This window comes from Klebsiella sp. CN_Kp097 (assembly GCF_040064495.1).
GTDB classification, from domain to species: Bacteria; Pseudomonadota; Gammaproteobacteria; order Enterobacterales; family Enterobacteriaceae; genus Klebsiella; species Klebsiella aerogenes.
Map to the genome: position 1 here is coordinate 19292 of NZ_JBEAIL010000031.1, position 25037 is coordinate 44328.

Annotated in this window: 22 protein-coding genes; 14 read left to right on the plus strand and 8 right to left on the minus strand. The window is 53.2% G+C overall.

The annotated features are described in order from the left end of the window. Positions 1 to 12 precede the first annotated feature (12 nt). The 6 genes from ABLV07_RS22485 to ABLV07_RS22510 are packed head-to-tail and all read left to right on the plus strand — an operon-like array spanning position 13 to position 7183. Entirely contained in the window at positions 13 to 2484 is a 2472-nt protein-coding gene (locus ABLV07_RS22485; RefSeq protein ID WP_157195183.1) for a fimbria/pilus outer membrane usher protein, read from the plus strand. A gap of 26 nt (positions 2485 to 2510) precedes the next feature. After that, positions 2511 to 3287 (plus strand): molecular chaperone, encoded by a 777-nt coding sequence (locus ABLV07_RS22490; RefSeq protein ID WP_020077992.1) that lies wholly within the window; start codon positions 2511 to 2513, stop codon positions 3285 to 3287. Between the two features lie 11 nt (positions 3288 to 3298). Further along, positions 3299 to 3904, plus strand: coding sequence for a fimbrial protein (locus ABLV07_RS22495; RefSeq protein WP_015703381.1), 606 nt, complete (start codon positions 3299 to 3301; stop codon positions 3902 to 3904). Next, a complete protein-coding gene (locus ABLV07_RS22500; protein WP_015369834.1) occupies positions 3901 to 4965 on the plus strand; it encodes a fimbrial protein in 1065 nt (354 codons plus the stop codon). The genes ABLV07_RS22495 and ABLV07_RS22500 overlap by 4 nt, the downstream gene beginning before the upstream one ends. 9 nt (positions 4966 to 4974) lie before the next feature. Continuing rightward, positions 4975 to 5514, plus strand: coding sequence for a fimbrial protein (locus tag ABLV07_RS22505; RefSeq protein ID WP_015369835.1), 540 nt, complete (start codon positions 4975 to 4977; stop codon positions 5512 to 5514). Position 5515: 1 nt separating this feature from the next. Beyond that, positions 5516 to 7183 carry an O-antigen ligase family protein gene (locus ABLV07_RS22510; RefSeq protein ID WP_157195184.1) on the plus strand — a complete coding sequence of 556 codons (1668 nt, stop codon included), beginning with the start codon at positions 5516 to 5518 and terminating at the stop codon, positions 7181 to 7183. A gap of 32 nt (positions 7184 to 7215) precedes the next feature. On the opposite strand, the gene ABLV07_RS22515 is transcribed toward ABLV07_RS22510, so the two are convergent. The 6 genes from ABLV07_RS22515 to ABLV07_RS22540 form a co-directional block, all read right to left on the minus strand. Next, positions 7216 to 9039, minus strand: coding sequence for an ATP phosphoribosyltransferase regulatory subunit (locus tag ABLV07_RS22515; RefSeq protein WP_049035057.1), 1824 nt, complete (start codon positions 9037 to 9039; stop codon positions 7216 to 7218). A 112-nt stretch (positions 9040 to 9151) separates the two neighbouring features. Further along, positions 9152 to 10420 (minus strand): histidine--tRNA ligase, encoded by a 1269-nt coding sequence (gene hisS / locus ABLV07_RS22520; RefSeq protein ID WP_015369838.1) that lies wholly within the window; start codon positions 10418 to 10420, stop codon positions 9152 to 9154. A 116-nt stretch (positions 10421 to 10536) separates the two neighbouring features. Next, positions 10537 to 11673 (minus strand): histidine decarboxylase, encoded by a 1137-nt coding sequence (locus ABLV07_RS22525; RefSeq protein ID WP_015369839.1) that lies wholly within the window; start codon positions 11671 to 11673, stop codon positions 10537 to 10539. A gap of 34 nt (positions 11674 to 11707) precedes the next feature. Next, positions 11708 to 13054 (minus strand): histidine-histamine antiporter, encoded by a 1347-nt coding sequence (gene hdcC / locus ABLV07_RS22530; RefSeq protein ID WP_015703377.1) that lies wholly within the window; start codon positions 13052 to 13054, stop codon positions 11708 to 11710. Positions 13055 to 13385: 331 nt separating this feature from the next. Then, positions 13386 to 13970, minus strand: a complete 585-nt coding sequence (locus ABLV07_RS22535; protein WP_032709087.1) for a cytochrome b/b6 domain-containing protein — start codon at positions 13968 to 13970, stop codon at positions 13386 to 13388. After that, on the minus strand, positions 13967 to 15040 hold the full coding sequence (locus tag ABLV07_RS22540; protein ID WP_042897711.1) for a catalase family peroxidase: 1074 nt from the start codon (positions 15038 to 15040) through the stop codon (positions 13967 to 13969). The genes ABLV07_RS22535 and ABLV07_RS22540 overlap by 4 nt, the downstream gene beginning before the upstream one ends. 502 nt (positions 15041 to 15542) lie before the next feature. Here ABLV07_RS22540 and ABLV07_RS22545 point away from each other — a divergent pair. From ABLV07_RS22545 to ABLV07_RS22575, 7 genes are all read left to right on the plus strand, one after another. Further along, a complete protein-coding gene (locus ABLV07_RS22545) occupies positions 15543 to 16499 on the plus strand; it encodes a LacI family DNA-binding transcriptional regulator (protein ID WP_162184320.1) in 957 nt (318 codons plus the stop codon). Between the two features lie 116 nt (positions 16500 to 16615). After that, a complete protein-coding gene (locus tag ABLV07_RS22550) occupies positions 16616 to 17425 on the plus strand; it encodes an inositol monophosphatase (RefSeq protein WP_348853345.1) in 810 nt (269 codons plus the stop codon). Between the two features lie 111 nt (positions 17426 to 17536). Next, positions 17537 to 18895, plus strand: coding sequence for an MFS transporter (locus tag ABLV07_RS22555; protein ID WP_015703372.1), 1359 nt, complete (start codon positions 17537 to 17539; stop codon positions 18893 to 18895). A 25-nt stretch (positions 18896 to 18920) separates the two neighbouring features. Beyond that, the gene (locus ABLV07_RS22560) at positions 18921 to 20186 is read left to right on the plus strand and encodes a histidine-type phosphatase (RefSeq protein WP_032709084.1); all 1266 of its coding nucleotides are present in this window, start codon (positions 18921 to 18923) and stop codon (positions 20184 to 20186) included. A gap of 466 nt (positions 20187 to 20652) precedes the next feature. Then, positions 20653 to 21621 carry a hypothetical protein gene (locus ABLV07_RS22565; RefSeq protein WP_071609852.1) on the plus strand — a complete coding sequence of 323 codons (969 nt, stop codon included), beginning with the start codon at positions 20653 to 20655 and terminating at the stop codon, positions 21619 to 21621. Between the two features lie 15 nt (positions 21622 to 21636). Beyond that, positions 21637 to 22227 (plus strand): hypothetical protein, encoded by a 591-nt coding sequence (locus ABLV07_RS22570; RefSeq protein WP_032715767.1) that lies wholly within the window; start codon positions 21637 to 21639, stop codon positions 22225 to 22227. Between the two features lie 183 nt (positions 22228 to 22410). Then, positions 22411 to 22647 (plus strand): hypothetical protein, encoded by a 237-nt coding sequence (locus ABLV07_RS22575; protein WP_063444659.1) that lies wholly within the window; start codon positions 22411 to 22413, stop codon positions 22645 to 22647. Positions 22648 to 22720: 73 nt separating this feature from the next. On the opposite strand, the gene ABLV07_RS22580 is transcribed toward ABLV07_RS22575, so the two are convergent. Both ABLV07_RS22580 and ABLV07_RS22585 read right to left on the minus strand, forming a co-directional pair. After that, on the minus strand, positions 22721 to 23377 hold the full coding sequence (locus tag ABLV07_RS22580) for an epoxyqueuosine reductase QueH (RefSeq protein ID WP_020078001.1): 657 nt from the start codon (positions 23375 to 23377) through the stop codon (positions 22721 to 22723). Positions 23378 to 23493: 116 nt separating this feature from the next. Further along, on the minus strand, positions 23494 to 24600 hold the full coding sequence (locus tag ABLV07_RS22585; RefSeq protein ID WP_015703366.1) for a nickel/cobalt efflux protein RcnA: 1107 nt from the start codon (positions 24598 to 24600) through the stop codon (positions 23494 to 23496). 118 nt (positions 24601 to 24718) lie between these two features. Between ABLV07_RS22585 and rcnR the strand changes: the two genes are divergently transcribed. Further along, positions 24719 to 24991 carry a Ni(II)/Co(II)-binding transcriptional repressor RcnR gene (gene rcnR, locus ABLV07_RS22590; RefSeq protein WP_015369853.1) on the plus strand — a complete coding sequence of 91 codons (273 nt, stop codon included), beginning with the start codon at positions 24719 to 24721 and terminating at the stop codon, positions 24989 to 24991. The last annotated feature ends 46 nt before the right edge of the window (positions 24992 to 25037 follow it).

The window sequence follows — 25037 nt, forward strand, 5'->3', positions numbered from 1 at the left end:
TTGCGAACAAAAATGATCACGCTGAAAACAGATAAAAAACGTCTGGCGCTATTTATTGCACTGGTCTGCGCCGCTTCATGGGCTGAAGCGGATGAGGCTATTGAATTTAATACCGACGTACTGGATGCCAGCGACAGGCATAATGTCGATTTACAGCGTTTTTCCGAAGGCAACTTTGTGGCTCCCGGAGAATATCTGCTGGATGTTCGAATTAACAGCCAGGAGATTCCTCAGCAGACAATCCGTTATATCGCCGATCCGGCCAATTCACATAAATCTATAGCGTGCCTGACGCCGCAACAACTTGAGTTACTGGCGCTCAAAGAAGAGGCGCTGACCCATATTCATCCCATTAGCGCAACCTGCTATGACATTTCCCACCTGCCGGGTGTGGCGCTGAATAATAGCGCAGGCGTACTGGACATTACCGTGCCTCAGGCATGGATGAAATATACCGACCCAGACTGGACGCCGCCTGAGCGTTGGGATAACGGCGTCGCCGGGCTGATTTTTGACTACAGCATTTCAGGGCAGGCCACGCATTACGAACAGGGTGGCGATCACTATCGCTCTCTGTCCGGCTATGGGCAGACAGGTTTTAACCTCGGCGCATGGCGTTTTCGTGGCCAGTATCAGGCCAATTACGCTTCAGATGATAATCATGGGCGTATCGACTGGGATCAGATCTATGCTTATCGCCCGTTACCGATGCAGGCTGCAAAACTGACGGTCGGCGAAATCTATTTGAATTCTCAGGTTTTTGATTCGGTGCGCTTCACCGGGGTCAACCTCGCCAGCGATGAGCGTATGCTGCCGCCAAATTTGCAGGGCTACGCGCCTGAAGTGCACGGTATCGCCCGCAGCAATGCGAAGGTCACCGTCAGTCAGCAGGGCCGTGTTATCTATCAAACCACCGTCCCTGCGGGGCCGTTTAATATTCAGGATCTGCACGGTTCGGTACGCGGTACGTTGGATGTGCGCGTCGAAGAGCAGGATGGCAGCGTACAAACTTTCCAGGTCAATACGGCTGATATCCCTTATCTGACGCGTCCGGGCTATGTTCGCTACAACGCCGCGGTTGGTAAGCCGTCGCGTTATAACCACGACGTTCAGGGTCCTGCTTTTTATAGCGGCGATTTTTCCTGGGGGGTGAGCAATGCATGGTCACTGTACGGCGGCGCGTTGCTCACCGGCGAGCGCTACAACGCCTGGTCGATGGGGATTGGACGGGATTTAAACTGGCTGGGAGCGCTGTCGGCCGATGCGACGCAATCCGTGAGTCGGGTGAAGCATCAGGCTGAACAAAAAGGCATGTCCTTTAAGCTCAGCTACGCCAAAACCTTTGATGAGTACAACAGCGCGATTACCTTTGCCGGGTACCGCTTTTCACAGCGAACCTTTCGCACCTTCTCGCAGTTTCTCGACGAGCAGTATGAAAGTAACAACAGCGCCGGCAACGAAAAAGAGATGTACACCGTTACCGGCAACAAAACCTTTTTTGCTGACGATCCGCATTTAGCGACCACGTTATACCTTACCTATACCCACCAGAACTATTGGGATCGCGGTTCCCAGGATCGTTACGGATTATCGATGGGACACAGTTTTTCCTTCGCGGGAATCCAGGGGATCAGCACCAACCTCGCGGCTTATCGCTCTGAGTATCAGGGCAAACGGGATGACAGTCTTTCGCTTTCAATTTCAGTGCCATGGGGCGATGGCCGCTCCATGGATTATGAATTACAGAACAGCGGTAACCAGACCAGCCAAATGGTTTCGTATTCCGATAACCGCGATCGTAATAATCCGTGGCGTTTGCGCGCAGGGGTTTCCGGGGAAGGGCGTACGGCATTTGATGGTTATTACCAGCATCGCAGCATGATGGCGGAGCTGGAATCGAACGTCAGCTGGCAGCAATCACGCTATTTCTCCGTAGGCGGCACGGTACGCGGCGGCTTTACGGCGACGCGTCACGGCGCGGCGTTACATAACAGTCAGGCGTCAATGAATACCGCCAGAGTGATGGTTGATACCGATGGCGTTGCCAATGTGCCGCTTAACGGCGAACAGGCGCACTCAAACCGTTTCGGTATTGCCGTTGTACCGGACGTCGTCAGTTATCACAGCTTTGATACCCGTATCGATGTGGACGTCATGGACGAGGATATTTCCGCGACCAAAGCGATCGTGACTAACACCCTGACGGAAGGCGCCATTGGCTACCAGCGCTTTGCCGTCGCGCAGGGGCAAAAAATGATGGCGCTGCTGCGCCTGAAGGATGGCTCGGTGCCGCCGTTTGGCGCCGAAGTGTTTAACGCCAACGGCGTCAGCGTCGCCATGGTGATGGAAAACGGCATGGCCTGGATTGCGGGGGTGAATCCGTCCGAGCGTCTTTCCGTTGCCTGGGCTGGCCGTGCGCAGTGTCACTTACAGGTGCCACAACAAATCAACCCGGAAGGTAACGTGCTGTTGCCTTGTGAATAATTTCAATAACCTGAATGAATTTTGTCATGAATAATCAATCTCTTAAATTCGCGCGCCGTTGGCTTAAACCCGTCGCCTGTGGCCTGTTTTTTATTGCCCAGATCAATGCTTCGTGGGCGGGTATTGCGCTCGACCGTACACGCATGATTATCACCGGTGATGCTCGCTCGGTAAGTGCGAACTTAACCAACACCAGCCCGAGCATTCCATTTCTGGCTCAGTCGTGGGTAGAGGACGCCCACGGAACAAAAATTACCTCGCCATTAATGGTCTTACCGCCGCTGCAACGGATTAACGGTGGGCAGAAGGGAATCGCCCGCGTGACGAAAACCAGCGGAGTTAACGCGTTGCCACAGGATCGCGAGAGTCTGTTCTACCTGAACGTGCGTGAAATTCCGCCAAAACCGGATAAGCCGAACGTGCTGCAGCTGGCGATGCAGTCGCGGATCAAATTGTTCTATCGGCCGACAGCTATCGTGCCGGAAACGCCGGGGGCGGTGTGGCAAAACCAACTGATCTTTCACAAGCAGGGTCAGCGCTGGACCGTGGATAACCCAACGCCATACTTCGTCACCTTAATCGGCTTAAGCCGCAAACCTGAAGCCCAGGGCGGCGGCAGACTGACTGATTTCCCGGGGATTATGATCCCGCCAAAATCCTCTCTCGATTTCAACGTCTCGGACGCCAGCGTCAGCCAGTTCAGCATGATGTACGTGAACGATTTTGGCGGTCACCCTGAATTGAAATTCAGCTGCACAGGCAATGTGTGTAAAGCATTGCCGATGGAGCAACAGCCCCGGTAAAGGACTCGTAAATGAAAAAGATGCTTTGCGCTCTGCTGATGGCAGGCATGGCCTGCTCGGTTCAGGCCACAAGCGGCCGCCATGATATGAGCAACGTTTCCGGCGAGTATGGCAACGTCCGCTTTCACGGTCGGGTATTCGTTTCGCCGTGCGTGCTGGATATGGCTTCACGCGATCAGACCATCGATCTCGGTGATATTTCCGCCAGCCGCTTTCGCCAGAGCGGCGATCGCAGCGATCCGGTATTGGTGACGCTGCACCTGAATGGCTGCTTAAAAGGCTCCGGGCACACGTTAAAGGACTTCCCTGGGCAGACCAGCGAGCTCCCTGAGCTGTCGCACAGTACGGTGGAGCGTGGCGTTTCGATGACGCTGATGGCCGAAAGTGCGCCGGAAAACAGCGATCTTGGGCGGATTCGCGGCGATGTGCGCGGCGCGGGCATTCGGCTACTGACCGAACGCAACCAGTTGATCCACCTGAATCAACCGCAACGCATGTGGATCCTCAAGCCGGGCGATAACGCGATTCACTTTCTTGCCGCGCTGGAATCTTTTGGGCAGGAGGTGACCGCTGGAGAATTTAACGGTCTGGTCAGACTTAAGCTGGAGTATCTATGAGCGTATTGCACAAAGCGCTGCTGTGGGTCGTCCTGGCTGGCTGTCCGCTGGCCGGGCAGGCATTTACTCTCGGTGAGGGAGAACCACAGGGCGGATCGCCGCATCAGTACGATATTGAACTGAACTCACTGGATGTCAGCAAAAACCACGAGGGCGGCAGAACGGATCCGTTCACCTGGAATTTGGGCAGTTGGTATGTCGTGGATTTTCATTGTGAGCAGGCCGACATCTCGCGCCAGCCGATTTACTACACCACCACGACCACCATGCCGCCCTCTAATCAGGGAGCGAACCGTTTTCGTCTGAATGATTACCTGGATGTGGAAGTGAAGGTATGGGTCGCCGGGCGGTATAACGACTACGTTCAGGCGCCGTTCACCAACTTTTCGAATCGCTACAACGACCATAACTGCAAAAAGCGCAAAGGCTACGAGCGAGCCACTAACATTGAAAGTGGCTCTAAAGGGAAAGTGACGTTTATTGTCACTAAACCCATTATTAACGGCATCAATATCACTTCTCAGTCGCTGGTGGAGGTTGCTGGACGTCTGGGCAGCGCTGGCCCTACGCCGACAACGCCAATTTCCCGTGTGGTCATTAAATCCGGGCTCATTACCGTGCCGGACAAATGCATCTTTAATCGCGGAGACAAAATCAGCATTGAATTTGGCGATCTGCCAGGCTCCGCCGCCCGGCTCAACGGCACCAACTACAGCAAGTCGATCCCCATTCATGTGGTCTGCGAGGGGGGGAGCTTCGATCAGGGCGCGTTGAACATTAATCTTGGCGTACAAACTACCACGGCGTCAGGCACGGCGGGATTTAACGATCATCTCCTCGGCACGCTAAGCGGCGGCCAAAAACGCGACGATCTCGGCATTGTGATTAAAGACGCGAGCGGCGGCACCGTCGTGCCCAATCAGTTCTACAACGTGAAGGGTTTTTACCAGAATCAGGGCGACTGGAATCTTACCGCCGCGCCGGTGGCCAAACCGGGCGTGGGAAGCGTCAAAGAAGGTGAGTTTGAAGCCTCCGCCACCGTTGTCGCGCAGTTTCAGTAGGGGGATGCCATGAGATTTACGCTGTTAATCGCCACCAGCGCGCTACTGCTTGGCGGCTTGGCGCAGGCCGACACTAAGCTGGTCGGCGGCGATATGTATTTTCACGGCACCATTCGAGCGCTGGCCTGCAGCCTTGCGCCAGGAGGCGACAAAATCGAGGTCGATTTCGGGCAAATCGCGACCCAGGATCTCTATCTCTCGGGGCGCAGTAAGCCGAAAAAATTCAGCATTGAGTTACGCGACTGCAACCCGGAGGTTTTTCGCGGGATCTCGGTCACTTTCAGCGGAAGTGAAGATGCGGAGCTGGCGGATCATCTGGCGCTGGATAGCAGTGAACAAGGCGCCTCCGGAATCGGCATCGGAATGAGCGAAGAGGATGGTACGGCAATTCGCCTTGATGAAAGCACGTCAGTCAAAGAGATTACTGAAGGCTCGATGACGCTGAACTTTTTGGCATGGGTCGCGGCGGAACCGTCGGCGTTAAAAAATCAGACTCTCGAATACGGCCCCTTCAGCGCCAGCGGGACCTGGACGCTGAACTACCAATAGCATGATGAACGCATTGCATCGTATTGCTCCGCTGCCGGCGCAGAAATTATTGCTGGTTGTCAGTCTGTTTTTCTGGGGTGGGGCAATGCATCTCTACTGGCCGAATAACGGGGGTAGCGGTTTGTCGTTGCCGCTAAATATAACGGCCTGGATTTATGCCGTTGTGCTGGCAGCTAGCGCATTGATGCTGGTACCTCGTCAACGCTGGCGGATAACTATACCCGCCGCGGGGTTTACGATAGGGGCGCTCATTCTGACGTTGCTTTGTCTGTTGACGCCTGAGGTTTGGCGGTCCGAGGCGCTGCTGGTCGCGGGGGCGTTGCTGGGAGGCGTGCTTGTCTATTTGGCGACGTTGCAAATTCCGCTTACGACAAACACGCTGACAGTACTGCTGGCTCTGCTCTGGGGCGCGTGCGTCCTCGAATGTCTGGCGTTTACTTATCAATACTGGCATTGGCCGGGGGTGAATTACTGGGAGTTTGCCTGGCGGCGCGGTACACGCCCCTACGGTATTTTTCAGCAGGTTAATCTGATGGCCAGCTTCACGGCGTGTGGCGTGCTGCTGTCAGCATTGCTTTTTTTACGGCTACGTGGCGGATATCGGATTATCATCGGGATTGCTCTGGTGATAATGGGATTTGTACTGCATGAGTCTCAGTCGCAAACCGGTTACCTGTCTGTGGCGGTAGGCGAGGTCTTGCTGCTGGCGGTTTTTCCTGCGCAGCGCCGTACGCTGCTGTTACTCCTGCTGCCGCTGGCGATAGGCATGATAGCGGGCGCACTTGCTCGCCATTTCTTGTCGGTGGTGACGATTAATCACCTGACGACCTCCCAGGTGCGCTGGACGGTGTTGAAAGCATCGCTGGCATTATTTGCCGAGCGTCCGTGGACCGGATGGGGCGTGGGCAGTTTCGCCGCCGTGTTTCTTGAACGCGCGGGGCCGTTGGGGCTGAGCAGCATCTCGCATCCGCATAACGAACTGGCGCTGTGGCTGGTGGAGGGAGGGCTGGTTGGACTGCTGGGGGCGCTTTGCTTTATGGCGAGTGGTTTATGGCTCTGGCTGTACGGCAATCGCTGGCATCGCGCCTGCCTGGTGGCGGCGCTACCCGTGGTTATCCATATGCTGACGGAATACCCCGTCAGGCAGTCAACGCCACATTGGCTACTGCTGATTTTGTTGCTTCGTTGCGCAGACTGCCGGCGAAAAGCGGCCCGGCTGCCGCTCACCCTGGCGTCGCTGTTGCGCGCTGTGGCATTGATCGCGGTTGCTGTCATCACTCCATTGTTGTTTCTCACGCTGCATACGCAACAGCAACTGACGCTGGCGGAGCGACAATCAACACAGTGGCGTCTGGCCGAATCTCTCCCTGTGGGAGGCTGGCTGCTTGCCACTCGCTACCGGTTTGATGTCCAGATGGGGTATCTACAACGATATCAACATACCCGTGATGAGCGTTGGCTGGCTGCCGTTCGCCGCTGGGCGCCTGACTATGTGCGTGTTCAACCGGACCCGAATGTCTCCTTCACGCAGATCTTGCTGGCGTTACAGCAGCGAGACCTGGCCGAGGCGCATCGTCTGGCGACACGCTTTTGTCTGTTATACCCGAATGATAGGCGTATTCCATGGCTGCAGGATGCGCGACGTCCTTTTAATCAAATAATGGGGTGAGATAAACATATCCTCTTATCGGCCTGCGTTCATCACTGAGACAGAACGACCTGCGCGAGCCGATCGGTGATGTTATCAAGCGTGCAAATCTTAATACGATGGTCCCGTGAATCAGAGAGGATAACCGTTTCTCCGTCGCCTTCGATTTCAAGAATAAATCTCGCCCCCAGGCGTCTGGAATTTTTATAGCGGGTGCTGATTCGTTGGGGAGAGCAGTCGTTGATGATGCTTAAATAGGGAAATTGCTGACGCAGGCTACGCCCGAGCAGCACTGCCTTAGCAGCCACGCGAGGCTGGCCTGCAATAATCACAATGTCGGTCGGCGGATGCGCTCTGGCGGGTTGGGGACGATAACCGAGCAGAGTGACAATCGGCTCCATCATGAATGCAAAACCGCAGGCGGAAACCGGTTTTTCAGCAATACGGCTGGCGCAGGCATCGTATCGGCCGCCACGGCTGATGATTAACTCGCGCTCCATGGCAATGCTGCGCCATTCAAAGACCAACTGACAATAGTCATTGGCGGGAAACAGCGCAGGATCGTATTGCCAGGCAATACCGGCTTGGGTCAGGGCATGCTGAAGGCGCTGGAACCGATGACGGGAGTCAACGGTAATAAAATCCGCCAGGCAGGGCGCCGCAGGAGCAAGACGCTGAAGAAGGATATCCTCATGATGGATCAACCACTCCGGATGTTTCTCCAGCCAGTGCTGCTGCTCCGGGTTCAGCAAACGCGAGATGGGCTGGTAGTAATCGCGCAACGCCCGGCGGAAAGCCGCCAGCGAGGCCTCGTCACCCAGCATATTAATATGCAGTTCCGCCATTTCACCGAGGCCAATACGCCTGAAGAAAACCGCCTGCATAACCAGATGCTCAAGTTCGATATCAACGCCCGGCATGCCGAAGGCTTCGACGCCAATTTGATGATTTTGCCGGATATCTCCATCCAGGGAGCGTTGACGGAACATGGCGCCCGAATACCAAATCCGGCTCATTACTGCGGTATGAGGGTTATCGGCCATCAGGCGCAGACATCCGGTTGTCCCATCGCCACGTAATTTTCCCTTGTCGGCCATCACCGGGCCGCCTGGGGCGAATAGCGATGTATGTTCAAGTAAGGGTAACCTGATTTGTTGATAGCCATGCTGGCGCAGAAACTGTTCAGCCTGAAGTTCCAGCCAGGTCCACTGTTCTGATGGGGAGGATTCATATTTACGCGGGCGGCCGCAATGTCGTGCCCGCAGCGGCCTTTCCATCTGGGCTTCAAGTTGCTGGCTCAACGCTGGCGAGGCAAGCAGGCAATTTTGCGCCAGCGCATGGCGAATCCTGGTCACCAGCGCCCGATTTACCGGTTGCCGGCAGAATTCCTGGAAGTGGGCCTGTCGCTGTTGCTCATTCTCACCGAGCTTGAGCCAGACAGGATGGGAGACTATCAAACCTGAAGGCAGATTACCGTGACTATGGCACCCAGGGCTCCCGTCCTCGTCACATTCAATAAAGCGCTTCACGGCCAGGAAATAGGTTTCAGGTTCCAGGGGGCTGCATAAGTAGCGGCTGTCCCACAATGCGCCATGACGTTGGTAACGACGATTGTAATAAGGCACATAGCTGCGTCCGATATGCTGAATAAAACGGCTCAGCGCCTGTTTATCCGGAGCGCTGACCAGCAGCAGGATACGTGGGACGGCAAGTGACCAACTATGAATAGACACGGCGTAACGTTGCGCCGCGTCTTGCATACACCGTTCGAAGGCCGAGTAATCCTCCTCGTGGCGGAATAACTCCTCGCCATTATGCCCGCGAAGCTGCGCCAGATGCGGCATCCCCGGAATAAATAATCTGTTTTTTCTCGGCATGTCCACGGTTCTCTGCTTAAGGATCTCGCTGTGTGTCAGGGTGAAATGCTGAAGGCGGGATTAGCGCCGGGACGAGTACCGTCCTGCCGCACGGTACCCAATCTGGACGTGTTTACTGGCAGTGCTGTTGCAGCCAGTCAATGAGCGCTTTCTCTTCGAGCGTCATTTGACGGGAGCTGGCGAGGTCCCATAGCCGTATCTCATTGTCGGTATTCAGCGTGATTATCGCGCGACACTGACTTTGCAGGGCGGTCTGATGCTGGCGTTTAAGTTTGTTGCCGCTGCAATCCACCATCACGCTTAACTTTTCAATACGCTGGCGCAGTAGCTCCGCCAGCATCTGGGCCCGTAGGCCATCATCCTGACATTCACTGGTAATGACCACGTCAGGGTGAAAATGCCACAACGGATTATCTTTCTGGCTGACGGTCTGAATCAGTAACAGCAGGCGCTCGATACCGATGGCAAAACCGCAGGCCGGCAACGCCTTCGGATTGAATAACTCCGCCAGGCCGTCGTAGCGGCCGCCACCGCAGACGGTACCCTGCGAGCCCAGTTCGTCAGTCACCCACTCAAACACGGTGCGGGTGTAGTAATCCAGCCCGCGCACCAGACGCGGATTGATGGTGTAGGGGATGTCGGCCTTATCGAGCAGTTCGCAGAGCAGCGAAAAATGGTGACGGGAGTCTTCGAACAGGTAATCCAGCAATCGCGGCGCCTGTTCCAGCATGGGCTGCATGGTCGGATTTTTGCTGTCGAGGATGCGCAATGGGTTGGTTTCCAGCCGTTTGAGGCTATCTTCATCCAGTTGCTCACGATGAGCATTAAACCAGTCAACAAGGGCGGCTTTATGGGCCCGCCGTTCATCCGGCGTGCCCAGAGAATTAATTTCCAGCCTGACATGCGGGGTCAGGCCCAACTCCTGGAACAAATCACGGACCATAAAAATCATTTCAGCATCGACGTCCGGCCCGGCCATGCCGAAGGCTTCAGCACCGAACTGCGTGAACTGACGCAGCCGTCCCTTCTGCGGGCGTTCGTAGCGAAACATCGGGCCCTGATACCACAGGCGCTGGGTTTTGTTGTAACACAGATTATTTTCCAGTACCGCACGCATACAGCCGCTGGTCCCCTCGGGCCGCAGCGTAATCTGTTCGCCGCTTTTATCCGTAAAGTTGTACATTTCTTTGGCAACGATATCTGTGGCTTCGCCAACAGCACGTTCGAATAAGGCGACCGGTTCCAGCAGGGGTAAGCGGATCTCCTGGTAACCATAACGGTAGGTCAGACGACGGAATTTATTTTCAAGCCACTGCCAGATTGGCGTTTCGGCGGGCAGTACGTCGCGCATACCACGTATGGCTTTTAACTTTGCACTCATCGTTTATGACTCCTGATGCGAAATTCCCATATACTGTGCAGGTCTGGCGGGTTCCGGTTGGCGCTGCAACCCACCAGATTGTCCAGCGGGCAGCGGCAGTTTGCCGCTGCTCACTCTTATGCCGCCCGTTGCGCCAGGTCGGCAATCACGTCATCGATCAGCGCATCAATCCGGGAACTGTCCAGGTGGTGAGCGGTGGTGATCAGATGGGCCACGTTGCCGGACGTTGCCAGGCAGTGTTTCTTCCATACCCATTCAGAAGGCTTCGGAAAGACCACCGTGATGGAGTTTTTGTGGCACAGCGCGTCAATACCTGCTGCTTTAAAGCGATCCACGGCGTATTTCGCCATGTTGAGGCTGTGACCAATGCGGCGATGCCATTCGGCATCGGTATGGCTGCGAACGGCGGCCCACATCATCAAAGGGGTATGACCGTTGCGTGACCCTGAAATCGTTTTATCGTGGGCGGAGATGTAGTCGATCTCTACGCTGATACGGTCGACGTTGGCTTTCTTGGCTACCACAATGCCGCATGGAATCGGAGAGCCGATCATTTTGTGTCCGGAAACGCCAATCGAATCGATACCATCCGCGAAGGTAAACGGTTGTGGATCCTCCACGAAAGGCAAGATCATGCCGCTTAGCGCGGCATCCGCGTGTAGATAATAATCTTCACGTGGGATCCCCAGCGCAGCGATACGTTTCTGTATCTCAGCGATATTATCAACAGCCCCGCGTACCGTTGTGCCAATATTGGCGAAAATGATGGGATGGCGTTCGCCTGAGGTCCTGATTTTATTGATCAAATCGTCATAATCCATTTCTCCGTCTGGCTGAGATTCCACCAGTTGCGATTTGATACGCAGCAGTTTGACGATTTTGGCGACGGAATAGTGAGTATCTTTTGAATAGTAGAGCGTGCCTTCCGGGAACAGTTCTCTTCCCAGATAGCAACCAAACATATTACTTTCTGTGCCGCCGTTGGTGACATAGCCCCAGCTTTCCGCAAAGGGGATTTTAAATATGCCGGAGAAATACTCCATGACTTCTTTTTCAAAGTCGAAAGAGTTGAGTAAATAGTTACAGTACTCCCCCCAGTCACCACAGTTATTAATTGAGAAACGCAGAAAACGCTCCAGCATGGTGTAATCAAAATCAGCAGATTCAGGGTAGCCAATATTAAAGTAGCGATTTTTTACACAGTATGACCAAAATGCATCGAGTTTATTTTGATCGGCAATAGATAAAGACATATGAATCTCCATATTTATGTTGGTGAATAAAATATTATTTTTGAAGGTAAAGAATATCCTGGCCTTTTTTATTACGTCCGGCCGCGACAAAAGAAAACAGAGGAATGGTTACCATCATCATAATTGTGCCCCAGAAAATGGAATCGGTACCTGAACCGAGCAGGGCGAATATACTGTAAATCATACCGATGACAGTCAGGACGCAATAAAACATAAAACCACGTCCACGGTTGAGCTTTTTAGAAACCATGATGATAGGTAGCGCGATAATGGCATACATATAAGGCAGCAGGGAGGCAAATACCGACATCAGAATCACCACCTGGAACTGTTTGGCGAGATCGGGGGAAGCCGTCAGTAACAGCACCAGACTCATCAGCACGCCAGAAATAATCAGACCTTTCATCGGGACATCATTTTTATTGGTCTCGGCGAAAATCTGCGGAAATAACCCCTGTTTCGCCCCGGCCCGCGGCCCTTCTGACTGTAGAATCAACCAGCCGGAAATGGAGCCAAAACAAGCGATAATACTCAGCGCGGAGGCGATGTTGCCGGCCATATCACCAAACATATAGCGTGCCGCATCGGCGAATGGGGCGGCAGATTTGACCAGTTCGGCGTGGGGAACCAGGCCCATGATAACGGTACAGCTACCGACGTAACATACGGAGGCAATCAGCAGACCATATACGGTAGCGCGAGGTACCGTGCGTTCAGGATTTTCCACCTGTCCGCTGGAAACCACGGCGGATTCCACCCCTAAGAAACCCCACAGCGCAATGGAGGCCGCGGAGACGATCGCTGAGCTGTCGCTGTTGCCCGTCCCGTTGTAGACTTCAGAGAACATTTTCGGGTCAAACCAGAACCAGCCGACAATGCCCACACCCAGTACGACGACCAGCATGCAACTGGCGGTGAAGGACTGCGCGCGCCCGGCCGTTTTAGCCCCCAGGCTGCCTAAGGCAATAAATGCCCACAGAATAGCGATAGCGGTGATACAACCGTAAACCGGATTATGCAGCGCCGGGAAGAAGTAACTCAGATAGCCGACCCCGGCGACGAGGAGCGCGACGTTGCCAATCCAGGCGCTGATCCAGTAGCAAATCGTCGTCTGAAAACCGATGAAAGGGCCAAACGCATCGCTGGCATAGGCCACGATCCCTCCCGCGCGAGGGGTAATGAGGCTGGTTTTAGCGAAAACCAACGCCAACGCAATTACGCCAATAATAGTAAACAACCATCCCCATAGTGAAATATATCCCACTCCGGCGAGATTGGTCGGCAACATAAAAACACCGGAACCCATCATATTTGATGCGGTCACAAGGGTTAGTGCCGTTAACCCCATTTTTTGCGCAGTACCCGCGCTGACGCTTCCCATATATATCCCCTCTGTATTAAGTAAATGCTTACTTGGTTATTAAACGCATTTTTTCACAGGGCAGGGGTGGGAATATGATCTACATCATTTTTTGAAAATGATATGCGCGAATATATATTAATTTCGGTATATTTTTTGAACAGTGATTAGGTAATTCACTCCGTCCCCTTTTTTATTTAATCATCAAGGTTAGTGGTGATTGTGTAATAAATAACGGGAGGGCTAATTTTTATAGGCGAGCGCTACAGTGAGTGGCTGCTGATTTTTCGGATGCAAAAAATAAGGGGCAAAATCCCCTTATTTTTGCTTCAACGTACCTAATTATTAAGTTTCACCGCTCTACAGGTGGTTTACTTGACCGGCTGGTACTTTTCGCCATGCTGGCAAACACGCCGTCGCGGAATATCCATGCGTGCACTAATGCCGCAGAGAGATGTAGCAACACCACCGCAAAGAGCAGTTTAGCTAGCAGGCGATGGGCATCGTGAAACCAGGCAAAAAGCAGCGGGCTAGTCGGGGTAATGGCCGGAAGGTTAAGTCCTTCAAACATAACAATCGGAACGCCCGCTGCCGACAGTTGCGCCCAGCCAAGCAATGGCATTGCCAGCATCAGCGCGTATAGCGCCCAGTGCGACGCTTTTGCCGCCCGCACCTGCCAGCGTGAGAGCTCCGCAGGAAGAGGTGGCTGCCGGCTATAAAACCGGTTGGCCAGGCGGATGAGCGCCAGCAGCAAAATAGCGATCCCCAGTGGTCGATGTACATCCACCAACCAAATGCGATGGTGTAATGAAGTCATCATAGCTGCGCCGATGAACAGCATGGTCAGGATCATGATTGCCATCAGCCAATGCAGATATCTCGCCAGAGGGTTGAAATGCTGCGGCGCGCGCGCTTGCTTGTGGTGATTAGAGTTCATTTAACCTCCGTTTTTTGCACGGCTTCGGTTGCTTTGCCATAGCCAATTTCCCGTTCGCGACGGCTCCAGGAATGCGAATAGGCGCCAGAGCGCGCATTTAAGACGGGATCGTTAGAGACCTCTACTCCAGCGGGCACGATGGAAGGATCAAAGTTAACGTCACGGCAGGCGCCTTCGGCTTGGGCGACGAGTTGGGTGACTTTGAGCGTACCGGCGACGACCTGCTGGCGATCGTTTGGCCATGGCTGCGAAGGGTCATCCACCGCGTCGCCAGCTTGGGCGAGTTGCAATACCAAATCCCAGTAAATAGGATGCTGAGAAAGTCGCTGCTGTAATTGTTCGAACAGGAAGTTATGGTCGGCTTTCTGTCGCTGTTCATCAGCGATAGAGACAAATGGATCGTGCGGCCGCATCAACCAGCGTACGGGCTGGCGCTGGCGGTCGGCGTTCACGAGATAGAATGCGTTAATACTATAAAATGTCGCCCCGGCAAAGCCGCCTGGCGCTGGCTTTTGCGCCGCCCACTGCAAATATTTACTGGCTTCCGGATAGTCCTGTAAAAATGCCGCGAGACGCTGCGGATCGGGCTTACCGGTAGCCGGGTCGACGGCGGTGGCCTTCTTCATGGCAAGAAAGCCCTCCGGGTTTCGCGTGGCGAAGTAGGGCTCGTTGTTCATTGCCATGCGCCACTGCTGTTTATCGTCCGTTTTCAGTAGCAGCGCCATGCTCAGGGTTTTCGTTGAATTATCAGCCGCGTGTGGATTACCTGCGCCAATGGAGAATCGCCCGACAACGGGGGTTTCCGACTGTGAAAAGAGCCGCGCGGTGGAATAAGAAACGGCTGGAGCGGCTGGCTCGAACGTTCCGCTAAAACAGATCCCTTTGCCGTGCGCCCGGCGAAACCCGGCAGGAAACGGCTTGTCTGGATCGGGGACTAATGACTGGCTGGTGGTTCGCGAACCCAGCCAACCTGAGGTCCAGGCGAATGCCGCTGCCGTTGCCCCGACGATGACCGCGATCGACGCCAGCGCGCGCCAGGTATTTGGGGATCGGAAATCCAGTTTTGACATAGACGTTTCCATCGTTAAGTTTTATTTCACGTCACGCGTGATATATCGCACGCAACACGTTTAATATCGTGAGAATATAGGGGGTGTTGATATCTGAATGCTGCCTTTATATCTTTTTGTGCTGCAAAGATATTGCTTCTGGAAATTATTGTTTATAATAAAATCATTGTGATTTAGTTGGTTACGTTTTTTCTTTAACCGCTTTTTAATTTCTTCATTAAGTATCATGATAATAATTATAATTGGTGCGCGAACGAAAGAAACAATATCACGAAAAGTTTATACTTCTGTTCAGTTAACGTGATAATAAAAAATGTCATTATCTGCGCTGGTTGGCCGGCATTACCAACCCGATTCAGGGTATAGTGAAAGCACGAGTGATCTCGGGATACATTGCCTTCAGCGTGACGAGGGTAATGTGTTGAGCGAAACCTCTATGCCTGATGGATTTCACTGAAAAATCAAAGCGATGAACGATAAAAAATGGATTAAAGCAGAAGACGTGGCGAAACTTGCCGGCGTTTCCCGTTCAGCCGTCTCCCGCGCTTTCACGCCTGGGGCCTCGGTCTCGCCGAAAACCCGCGCCAAAGTGCAGGCCGCCGCGGAAGCTCTGGGCTACCAGGTCAATATCATCGCCCGTACGATGAACACCGGCAGCAGCAACTTTATCGGCATCATCACTTCAGGGTTCGATAACCCTTTTCGCAGTAAGCTGCTGGCGCCGCTGATCCACCAGCTGGCGCTGCATGGATTTATGCCATTGTTGATGAACGCCGATGATCCGCAGCAGTTAGCTCCTTCGCTAAAACATCTTCTCAGCTATCACGTCGCTGGCGTCATTATCACCTCCGGCGCGCCACCGCTGGAGCTGGCTGAGGAATATCTTGCGCGAAAAATTCCCGTTACGCTTATCAACCGTCATGCTGAACTTCCCGGCTGCGACCGCGTCAGCAGCGATAACGCGCTCGGCGGGAAACTGGCCGCTGAGCTGTTGCACGCAGGCCAGTGCCGGGACGTCGGTTTTATTGGCGAAAATCGTGACAATTTCAGCACCCGGCAGCGCTACGAGGGGTTTATTCACCATGTCAGCGGGCTGGCTGTCACGGCGCATTTCTGCGAAACGGGCGGTTATCAGTCCGGTTTTGCGGCCGCTCGCCGGCTCGCCGCGGAAAGGCCAGGATTGCAGGCGCTGTTTTGCGCCACCGATATGCTGGCGATTGGGGCGATGGATGGGCTACGAGCGGATAATCCAGCAGCCGTCCTTCCGGCAATTATTGGCTTCGACGATATTCCCCAGGCGGAGTGGCAGCCTTATCAACTTACCACTATCCAGCAGGACACCACGCTGTTGGCTTATCACGCGGTGGAGATGCTGGTTAGCCGGATCGCCAAATTCAATCAACCTTCACGTCACCGCGAAGTCGCTGTGAAATTAATAATTCGTAATAGCGCTAAATGAAAAATTCATTTTATGATGAATCGATCACAGAATTATCGCTAAAATCCATCCACACTCACTGCGCTCTTCGGGGCTTTTTTAAATAAAATTGCACACGTGTGCAAAAGGAGTAAATGATGACATCACTGGATTCCTCGGCGCTACAGGCCCGCTATCGCCTGGCCTGCGAGCTGGCGAAAGCGGGTGCCGAGCTGGCTTTCGAATACTATCAGCAGCGCGAGGCGCTGGCGGTAGAGCATAAGGGCAATGACCTTCAGGACGTGGTGAGCGTGGCCGATAAACGCGTAGAAGCCTTTGTTAAGCAGCGCATTACTGATGCGTTTGCGGAGGATGGTTTTCTCGGCGAAGAGAGCGGTACGCAGATGCCGGACGCCAGGGTGCTATGGGTGGTTGATCCCATTGATGGCACCAGCTGTTTTTTGAATGGGCTGCATACCTGGTGCTTGTCGCTGGCGATCGTCGTTGACGGCGAGCCGGTGATTGGCGTCGTCTACGATCCCAACCATCGTGAGCTGTTCCACGCGCTACGGGGCCATGGCGCCTGGCTCAATGAGACGCCAATTCGCCCACATCCCGCAGCAACGGTCAAAGAAGGGGTGATGGGCGTCGGAACGTCGCATCGGGTGACGCCGGCGCAATTCCTGCCTTTTCTTGACGCGCTGCTCAGCGATGGCGGCATGTTCATCCGCAATGGCTCCGGCGCGTTGATGAGCGCATGGGCGGCCGCCGGGCGCCTGATTGGCTACTACGAACCGCACATGAACCCGTGGGATGCCTTACCCGGTCTGGTGTTGATGCGCGAAGCGGGGGGCATCGCCAACGACTTTCTGGCGCAAGAGGGGATTCGCCATGGTAACCCCCTCCTGCTGGCCAGCCAAACGCTGTATCCCCAACTCAAAAATATGATTCTTCAACCATTACATTAACCCTTACAGGTTCGGGCTGTTTCTGATTATGTACCCTACACAGTAACGATAACGACCCTCACGGACGAAGCACATCAATCAGTCAAGCCTCCGACCGTCGGAGAAACTATTATGTCTGGAATTATTCATTTTTTCCGGGCGTCGCCGCCGCAAGCGGGCGCCGCGTTTGATGAAAAACGTTTTCGCCGGGTGCGTTGGCAAACGTTTATTGCTATGACCCTGGCCTACGTGACGTTCTACGTCTGCCGCTTATCGTTCACCGTGGCGAAAAGCGCGTTGGTGGAATTAGGCATTACCCCAACGGAGTTGGGAATGATTGGCTCGACGTTATTCTTTAGCTACGCCATCGGCAAACTGGTCAACGGTTTTATCGCCGATCATGCCAACGTGGTGCGCTACATGAGCCTTGGGCTATTGCTCAGCGCCGGGATGAACCTGCTGATGGGCATGACCACCAACGCCATGCTGCTGGCTATCTTTTGGGGGATCAACGGCTGGGCGCAGTCGATGGGCGTCGGCCCTTGTGCGGTTTCGCTGGCGCGCTGGTACGGCTTTAAAGAACGGGGAACGTTTTACGCCATCTGGTCGACGGCGCATAACATCGGCGAGGCCATGACCTACATGGTGATCGCCGCGGTGATCGCGGGTTTTGGCTGGCAAATGGGCTACCTCTCCACGGCTGCGCTTGGCGCCGCTGGCGTGGTGCTGTTGCTGCTGTTTATGCGCGATTCGCCACAGAGCAGCGGCTTTCCCTCCATTAACGTGATTCGTGATGAACCGCAGGAAGAGACTGAAGCGCGGGGATCGGTGTTTAAAAACCAACTGCTGGCATTGCGTAACCCGGCGCTGTGGACGCTGGCGCTGGCATCGGCATTTATGTATATCGACCGTTATGCGGTGAACTCGTGGGGGATCTTCTTCCTGGAGCAGGATAAAGCCTATTCCACCCTTGAGGCTTCAGGCATCATCGGCGTTAACGCGATCGCCGGTATCGCCGGGACCATCATCGCCGGCATGCTCTCTGACCGCTTTTTCCCACGCAATCGTAGCGTCATGGCTGGATTTATCAGCCTGCTGAACACCGCGGGTTTCGCCTTAATGCTCTGGTCGCCGCATAATTACTACACCGACATCCTGGCGATGATCGTCTTCGGCGCGACCATCGGCGCGTTAACCTGTTTCCTTGGAGGATTGATCGCCGTCGATATCTCTTCACGCAAAGCGGCGGGGGCAGCGCTGGGAACCATTGGTATTGCCAGCTATGCCGGGGCGGGGTTGGGCGAATTTCTGACCGGGATCATTATCGATAAAACCGCGATCCTCGAAAACGGGAAAACGCTTTATGATTTCAGCACGCTGGCGTTGTTCTGGATAGGCACCGGATTGGGTTCCGCGTTACTCTGTTTTACCACCGCCGCCATCGTCGCCCGACGCCATGCCGTCGAACGGCAGACTTCATTCTCCTCATAACTGATTAATCGATAAGGAAGATTTTATGATGCCTGCAAGACATCAGGGCCTTTTACGCCTGTTTATCGCCTGTGCGCTGCCGCTGCTGGCGATGCAATCCGCCGCCGCGGCGAACTGGCAACTGGAAAAAGTGGTGGAGTTAAGCCGCCACGGCATTCGTCCGCCAACGCCCGGCAATCGTGAAGCCATTGAAGCCGCGACCCAGCGTCCATGGACCGAATGGACCACACACGATGGGGAGCTGACCGGACATGGCTATGCGGCGGTCGCCAATAAAGGGCGTGCGGAGGGGCAGCATTATCGCCAGCTTGGCCTGCTGCAGGGGCAGTGTCCCAGCGCGGAGGATATTTATGTTCGTGCCAGCCCGCTACAGCGTACCCGGGCAACTGCTCAGGCGCTGGTGGATGGAGCATTCCCCGGCTGCGGCGTGGCGATTCATTATGTCAGCGGCGATGCCGATCCGCTGTTCCAGACCGATAAATTTACGGCTACGCAAACCGATCCCGCCCGCCAACTGGCGGAAGTGAAGGCGAAAGCCGGCGATCTGGCGAAGCGTCGGCAGGCGCTGGCGCCGACGATCCAGTTATTAAAAGCCGCGGTTTGCCAACAGGATAAACCGTGCCCCATTTTTGATAAGCCCTGGCAGGTGGAGCAAAACCAAAGCGGTAAAACCACCATAAGCGGGCTGAGCGTGATGGCCAATATGGTTGAAACGCTGCGTCTGGGCTGGAGTGAAAACCTGCCCTTAAGCCAATTGGCGTGGGGGAAGATTACCCACGCCAGCCAGATTACAGCCATTCTGCCGCTGTTAACGGCAAACTACGATCTCAGTAATGACGTGCTGTACACCGCGCAAAAGCGCGGCTCGGTGCTGCTCAACGCGATGCTGGACGGGGTGAAAGCGGACGCCACGCCGCACGTACGCTGGCTGCTGCTGGTGGCTCATGACACCAATATCGCGATGGTGCGCACGCTGATGAATTTTAGTTGGCAACTGCCCGGTTACAGCCGGGGCAATATTCCGCCGGGCAGCAGTCTGGTGATAGAGCGCTGGCGCAACAGCAAAAATGGCGAACGTTATCTGCGCGTCTATTTCCAGGCGCAAAGCCTGGACGACCTGCGACGCCTGCAGATGCCGGATCAACAGCACCCGATGTTGCAACAGGAGTGGCGTCAGCCTGATTGCCAGCAGACCAGCGTGGGCACGTTATGCCCGTATCAGTCCGCGCTGGAGGCCTTAAGTAAACAGATCGATAAAAGCGCGGTACCGCCGGTGAATATGGTTCTTTAATCAGCGCAAACGCCATAATCCTTAGCGGAAATAGGACGGATTATGGCGTATTGCTTAAAGCATTAGTGTTTCGAGTAATAATTCCAGAGATATTGGTTTAATGGACGCATGGCACTAATTTACTGAGAGGAAAAATAAGCAAGCCTCCTCTGAGTTTTGTTACGTCTTTATGTAATATGCCTTGGTTTTTTGGAGTTTTTAGGAAAACATTTAGGTGCGCTAAGATTGTTCACAACTCAGGAGTTGGTTACCATTTAACTTCTCAAGGTAACGCTATGTAATAGCATAGATATTTTCTTTAAATAATAGGGGTGCATTTTAATACTTCAATTAATAACGTATTGAAGAGCTTGGTAATGGTCATGTTTATTGGTGGGCTAAATTTAGTAGGTGTGGTATTGGTTTTGTTGGATTTTATGCCACCATTTTCTTGGGAGTAAGTTAAAGCTAAAAAAGGATTTATGCAATGGTTGAATATTATTTTGGCCATGATGGCCTCCATAATATCTCTCCTTTTGATAGACCAGCAACATGGGGAGGGCCAGGTCCAGTTGATTTTAATTTTCATGATCTAGCAAAACAATTGGACTGTTCGCGGAATTTCAATCGAGTTGGTATTATTTATTCTAATGGTGTGAGCCAATGGTTGGTAAGACCTTCCCGGCGGATTGCCAATTCGGTCCAAAGCATAGCAAGTCATGTTATTGTCACAAAGGTTTGCGATATCTCACAAGAAAGTTCCACAAAAGCTATTGTTAAGACACTTCAGGCACCATCACTGGCCACCGAAATTACATCAACGGCACTTTCATGCGGAGCGGCTGCAATCACATTAGCCCTTACTCTTACTGGAACGGCGATACTTCCCCTTACGGCAGGAGCATCGGTGCTGGTAGCCGGAGTTATTGCTGCCAGCGGCGTAGCTACCGTTGGGCAATGTTTTATCGGTGCGGGAAGATTATGGACAATAAGCAGAGGTAGGGAAGAGCGTTTAGCATGGCTTGATTCGCAGGATTGGTATCTTACTACGACTACTATCCTTGATATCATTTCTCTTGCAGGTGCCGGGGCTGGGTTAGCGAAATCTATCGAAGTGTGGAAAACGATGAAAAAAATATCTTCAGCAGAAGCTTTATCATGGCTAAGAGGCCTAAGTAGGGTTGAGCGTAAGCGGCTTACTTATGAAATCATTCGTAATGAAAATCCGGGAATATCTAACTCTGGTATAAAAGCTGCTATAGAAATGGGGCATTATCCTAAACGATTTCCATCTGAAGTATTACAACGAACTCTACAAAGGGAGTTGATGCAAGTGATTGTTAATTCATCAGCATTTGCAGGGAGCGGCATTTCCGGAACTGTTAGAAATCCACATAATCTAAAAAAAACAGGACAATATGTGATAGGGATAATACAATCCTTTTCATTAACATAAAATCTGGTTGGCATAATGATTGAGCATATAAAAAACAGCCTTGTGTTAAATATTGATGTGGAAAAAAATCTTGCGTCAATGAGTCCCCGACAACTTGAGATGGTTAAGCAGCGATTGACCGAATATGTAGGAGCAAAAGTCGGGGGGCATACGCTCAGTATTCCAATGGTGGGCGGAATACTATTTGCTGTTTTTTGCTTTGTTATGCCGCAAATTACCGTGTGGGAAATTATTTTCAGGCTTAATGGATGGCCTGATTATGCTATACTGGCTGCGGCTTTTCCCTCGGGAGTTTTGTATAGCATATTGATTTGTATTCCGGCGTTTCTTACTGCACGAGGCCGATTGATAGGTCTGAAATCTCTTTTATGTGTCATTACTGGGACAGGAATTATTGCAATAGCATTTTTATTATTCGCTGTTATTACTTTCATTTTGGGGGGAGGTAATGATGCGGGCGATCTCCTCGGTGCTATTTTAGGAGTGTTTTTTATCGCGATCGGCATCAAATGCCTCAATACGGTTATGTTCACTAAAACAATCGCATTTTACTTACTAAATCGGGTCTCCCGCCAGCAAATAAAATTGAAACACTCGTCTGGTTAAGATCTTGGGTGTCAATGATTGTTCATACTTCTGCGTTAGTTACTATTTGAGTATTCAATGCGTGACGATATCGTAGTCTGGATATTGACTTTAAGATCGCGCTGTCATTATGTACAGCTATTAGATTAACTCGGTGCGGAAAGTGATTATATTACTAACCTTAATTGATCGCCAGGAAATGAAATGCGCATAAGATTTTTCTGTTTATTAACTTCTTTTTTCATCGTTCTCTTCCCGTTGGGTGGGCTGTTAGATTATTTATCCCGGACTAGCAACGATTTCTTGAACAGCACCGGTTTGGGTTTTGCCGATGGGGATGCCGACCCCTCTTTCTTGTGGGTTTTGCTGACGTTGATGATGATTGTGACCGTGGGGTTGAACTATCTCATCCGTAAGATTGTGCCAGAAAATAGAGTATGAAATTTATGTGAAGTTATTAAACAACGGACCTTTGCTGGCCCGTTATTTATCCACATCATTCCCTTTTCTTCAGCTATTCACCTTCATCGCCATAATAGAGCTTGCCGATCTTAATTAGCGGTCGGCCCTGGGATTTACGGTGCAGATTGCTATCGCGCAGCGAGTAGACGCAGCCGCAGTACTCCTGCTGGTAAAAGCGCTCGCGCTTGCTGATATCGATCATCCGCGAGGATCCGCCCTGTTTACGCCAGTTATAATCCCAGTAGACCATGCCTGGATAATGCCCGGCGGCGCGCTCGCCGCAGTCGTTGATTTGCTGCATGTTCTTCCAGCGTGAAATTCCCAGCGAACTGCTGATAACGCTAAAGCCGTGCTCGTAGGCATAGAGCGCGGTGCGTTCGAAGCGCATATCAAAGCACATCGTGCAGCGCACGCCACGCTCAGGTTCCCATTCCATCCCCCTGGCCCGCGCGAACCAGTTATCGGTGTCATAATCGGCATCGATAAACGGCACACCGTGTTTGTGCGCAAAACGAATATTCTCTTCCTTGCGGATTTCATACTCTTTCTGCGGGTGAATGTTGGGGTTATAGAAGAAAATGGTGTAGTCGATACCGGAGGCCTGAATCGCCTCCATCACTTCCCCGGAGCAGGGGGCGCAGCAGGAGTGGAGCAGCAGTTTATCGGCTCCGTTGGGCAACGTCAGCTGTGGGCGCTGGAACTCGGACATCAAGTCATTCCTGAAGTAAATACATCCAGCGCCAACTGTAGCATGTTGAAGGGCTGCTAACCTTCCCCAGAAATGTCAGGCCGCGCATCCTCACGCGGCGCTGAATTCATCTCAAATTAACCTCTCACGCCGAGATAGCCGTGGATCGCCATATAGATCCCCACCGCGCCGATTAGCACGCTGGAAAAGTAGGGGGCCCGACGGGCGAGAGTATTAAAACCACTCCAGCGTTTGGCCACCTGGCGAACGCTTACCGCCGCGCCAACGCCGACGGTGACCAGCGTCAGCGCCAGGCCGATGCTGAAAGAGAGGACCAGCGTCGCACCTAAGGTCAGGGCTTTGAGCTGGATGCAGATAAGCAGTACGGTGATCGCCGCCGGGCAGGGGATCAATCCACCGGTCAGGCCGAACAGTAAGATCTGCCAGTTGGTGACCTCCCGGCCGTCGAAACGACGTTGAATATCGTTTGCATGGGCCCGCTCGTGGGCGTCCTGATAGGCCTGACTTCCTTCCTCAAGACCATCCAGTTCATGATGATGATGTTCATGAAACGCCAGATCATAATCGTGGGTATGGCGCTGGTGGCCGAGCGTCAGGCGTACGTTAAAATCATGCGGTTCCGGGATGGTCTGCGCGGATTCTAAATAATCGCCTTTATCAACAAAAGAGAACATCTGCGCGAAGCTGCTCCCGCTGCGCCGTGTCGCCAGTGAGACATCGCCAGCGGCCCATTGGTTGCCACTTAGCGTGCGAATGCGCCAGCGCGGCGGTTCTCCTTCTTCGAAGATGGAAAGGGCGATTTGACCGTGGCCGGTGTCGACGATTTGCGTTTCATCATCATGATGATGCGCATCCCGATCCTGCATGGCCTGCAGCCAGTTACGTTCACCGCGCCAGGTGCGCCAGAACATCCATATTGCGGTACCGAGAATGATGAACGCGGAAACCAGCTGTAGCCAGGGTTCAGCCGCTTCGGCGGTAAATTTCTGGCTAAAATACATGCCGCCAAAGGCGATCAGCCAGACGATGGCGGTATGCGAAAGGGTCGCGGCGAGGCCCAGCATCACCGCCTGACGTACCGTGCCTTTAATGGCGATGATGAACGCCGCCATCATGGTCTTTGAATGGCCCGGTTCCAGGCCATGTAGCGCGCCTAACAGAATGGCGCTGGGAATGAAAAACCAGGCATTGCCCTGCTGAAGTAAAGGTAAGAATTCGTTCATAAGAAGAGAGTTGGTTGTCGTTGGTGAACGGGATTCTACTCCCCCCCAGTATAAGATACTACCCCCCAGTAGATTACAAACCTATAATTGAGGCATTGAGTTCGCCAGTGAGGTTAACGTGTCGCATACGATTCGGGATAAAAAGAAGCTGCAGGCCAGAGCCAGCAAGATTGAGGGGCAGGTGAGCGCGCTGAAAAAGATGCTGGATGAGCCGCACGAATGCGCCGCCGTGCTGCAGCAAATTGCCGCTATTCGCGGAGCGGTAAACGGGCTAATGCGTGAAGTGATCAAGGGCCATCTGACGGAACATATCGTTCATGAAGGCGATGAAGTGAAACGTGAAGAGGATTTGGACGTGGTGCTGAAGGTGCTGGATTCCTATATCAAATAGCGGCCACGGATAGCGCCGGCGGCGACAGACGCGCCGCCGGCTTCAG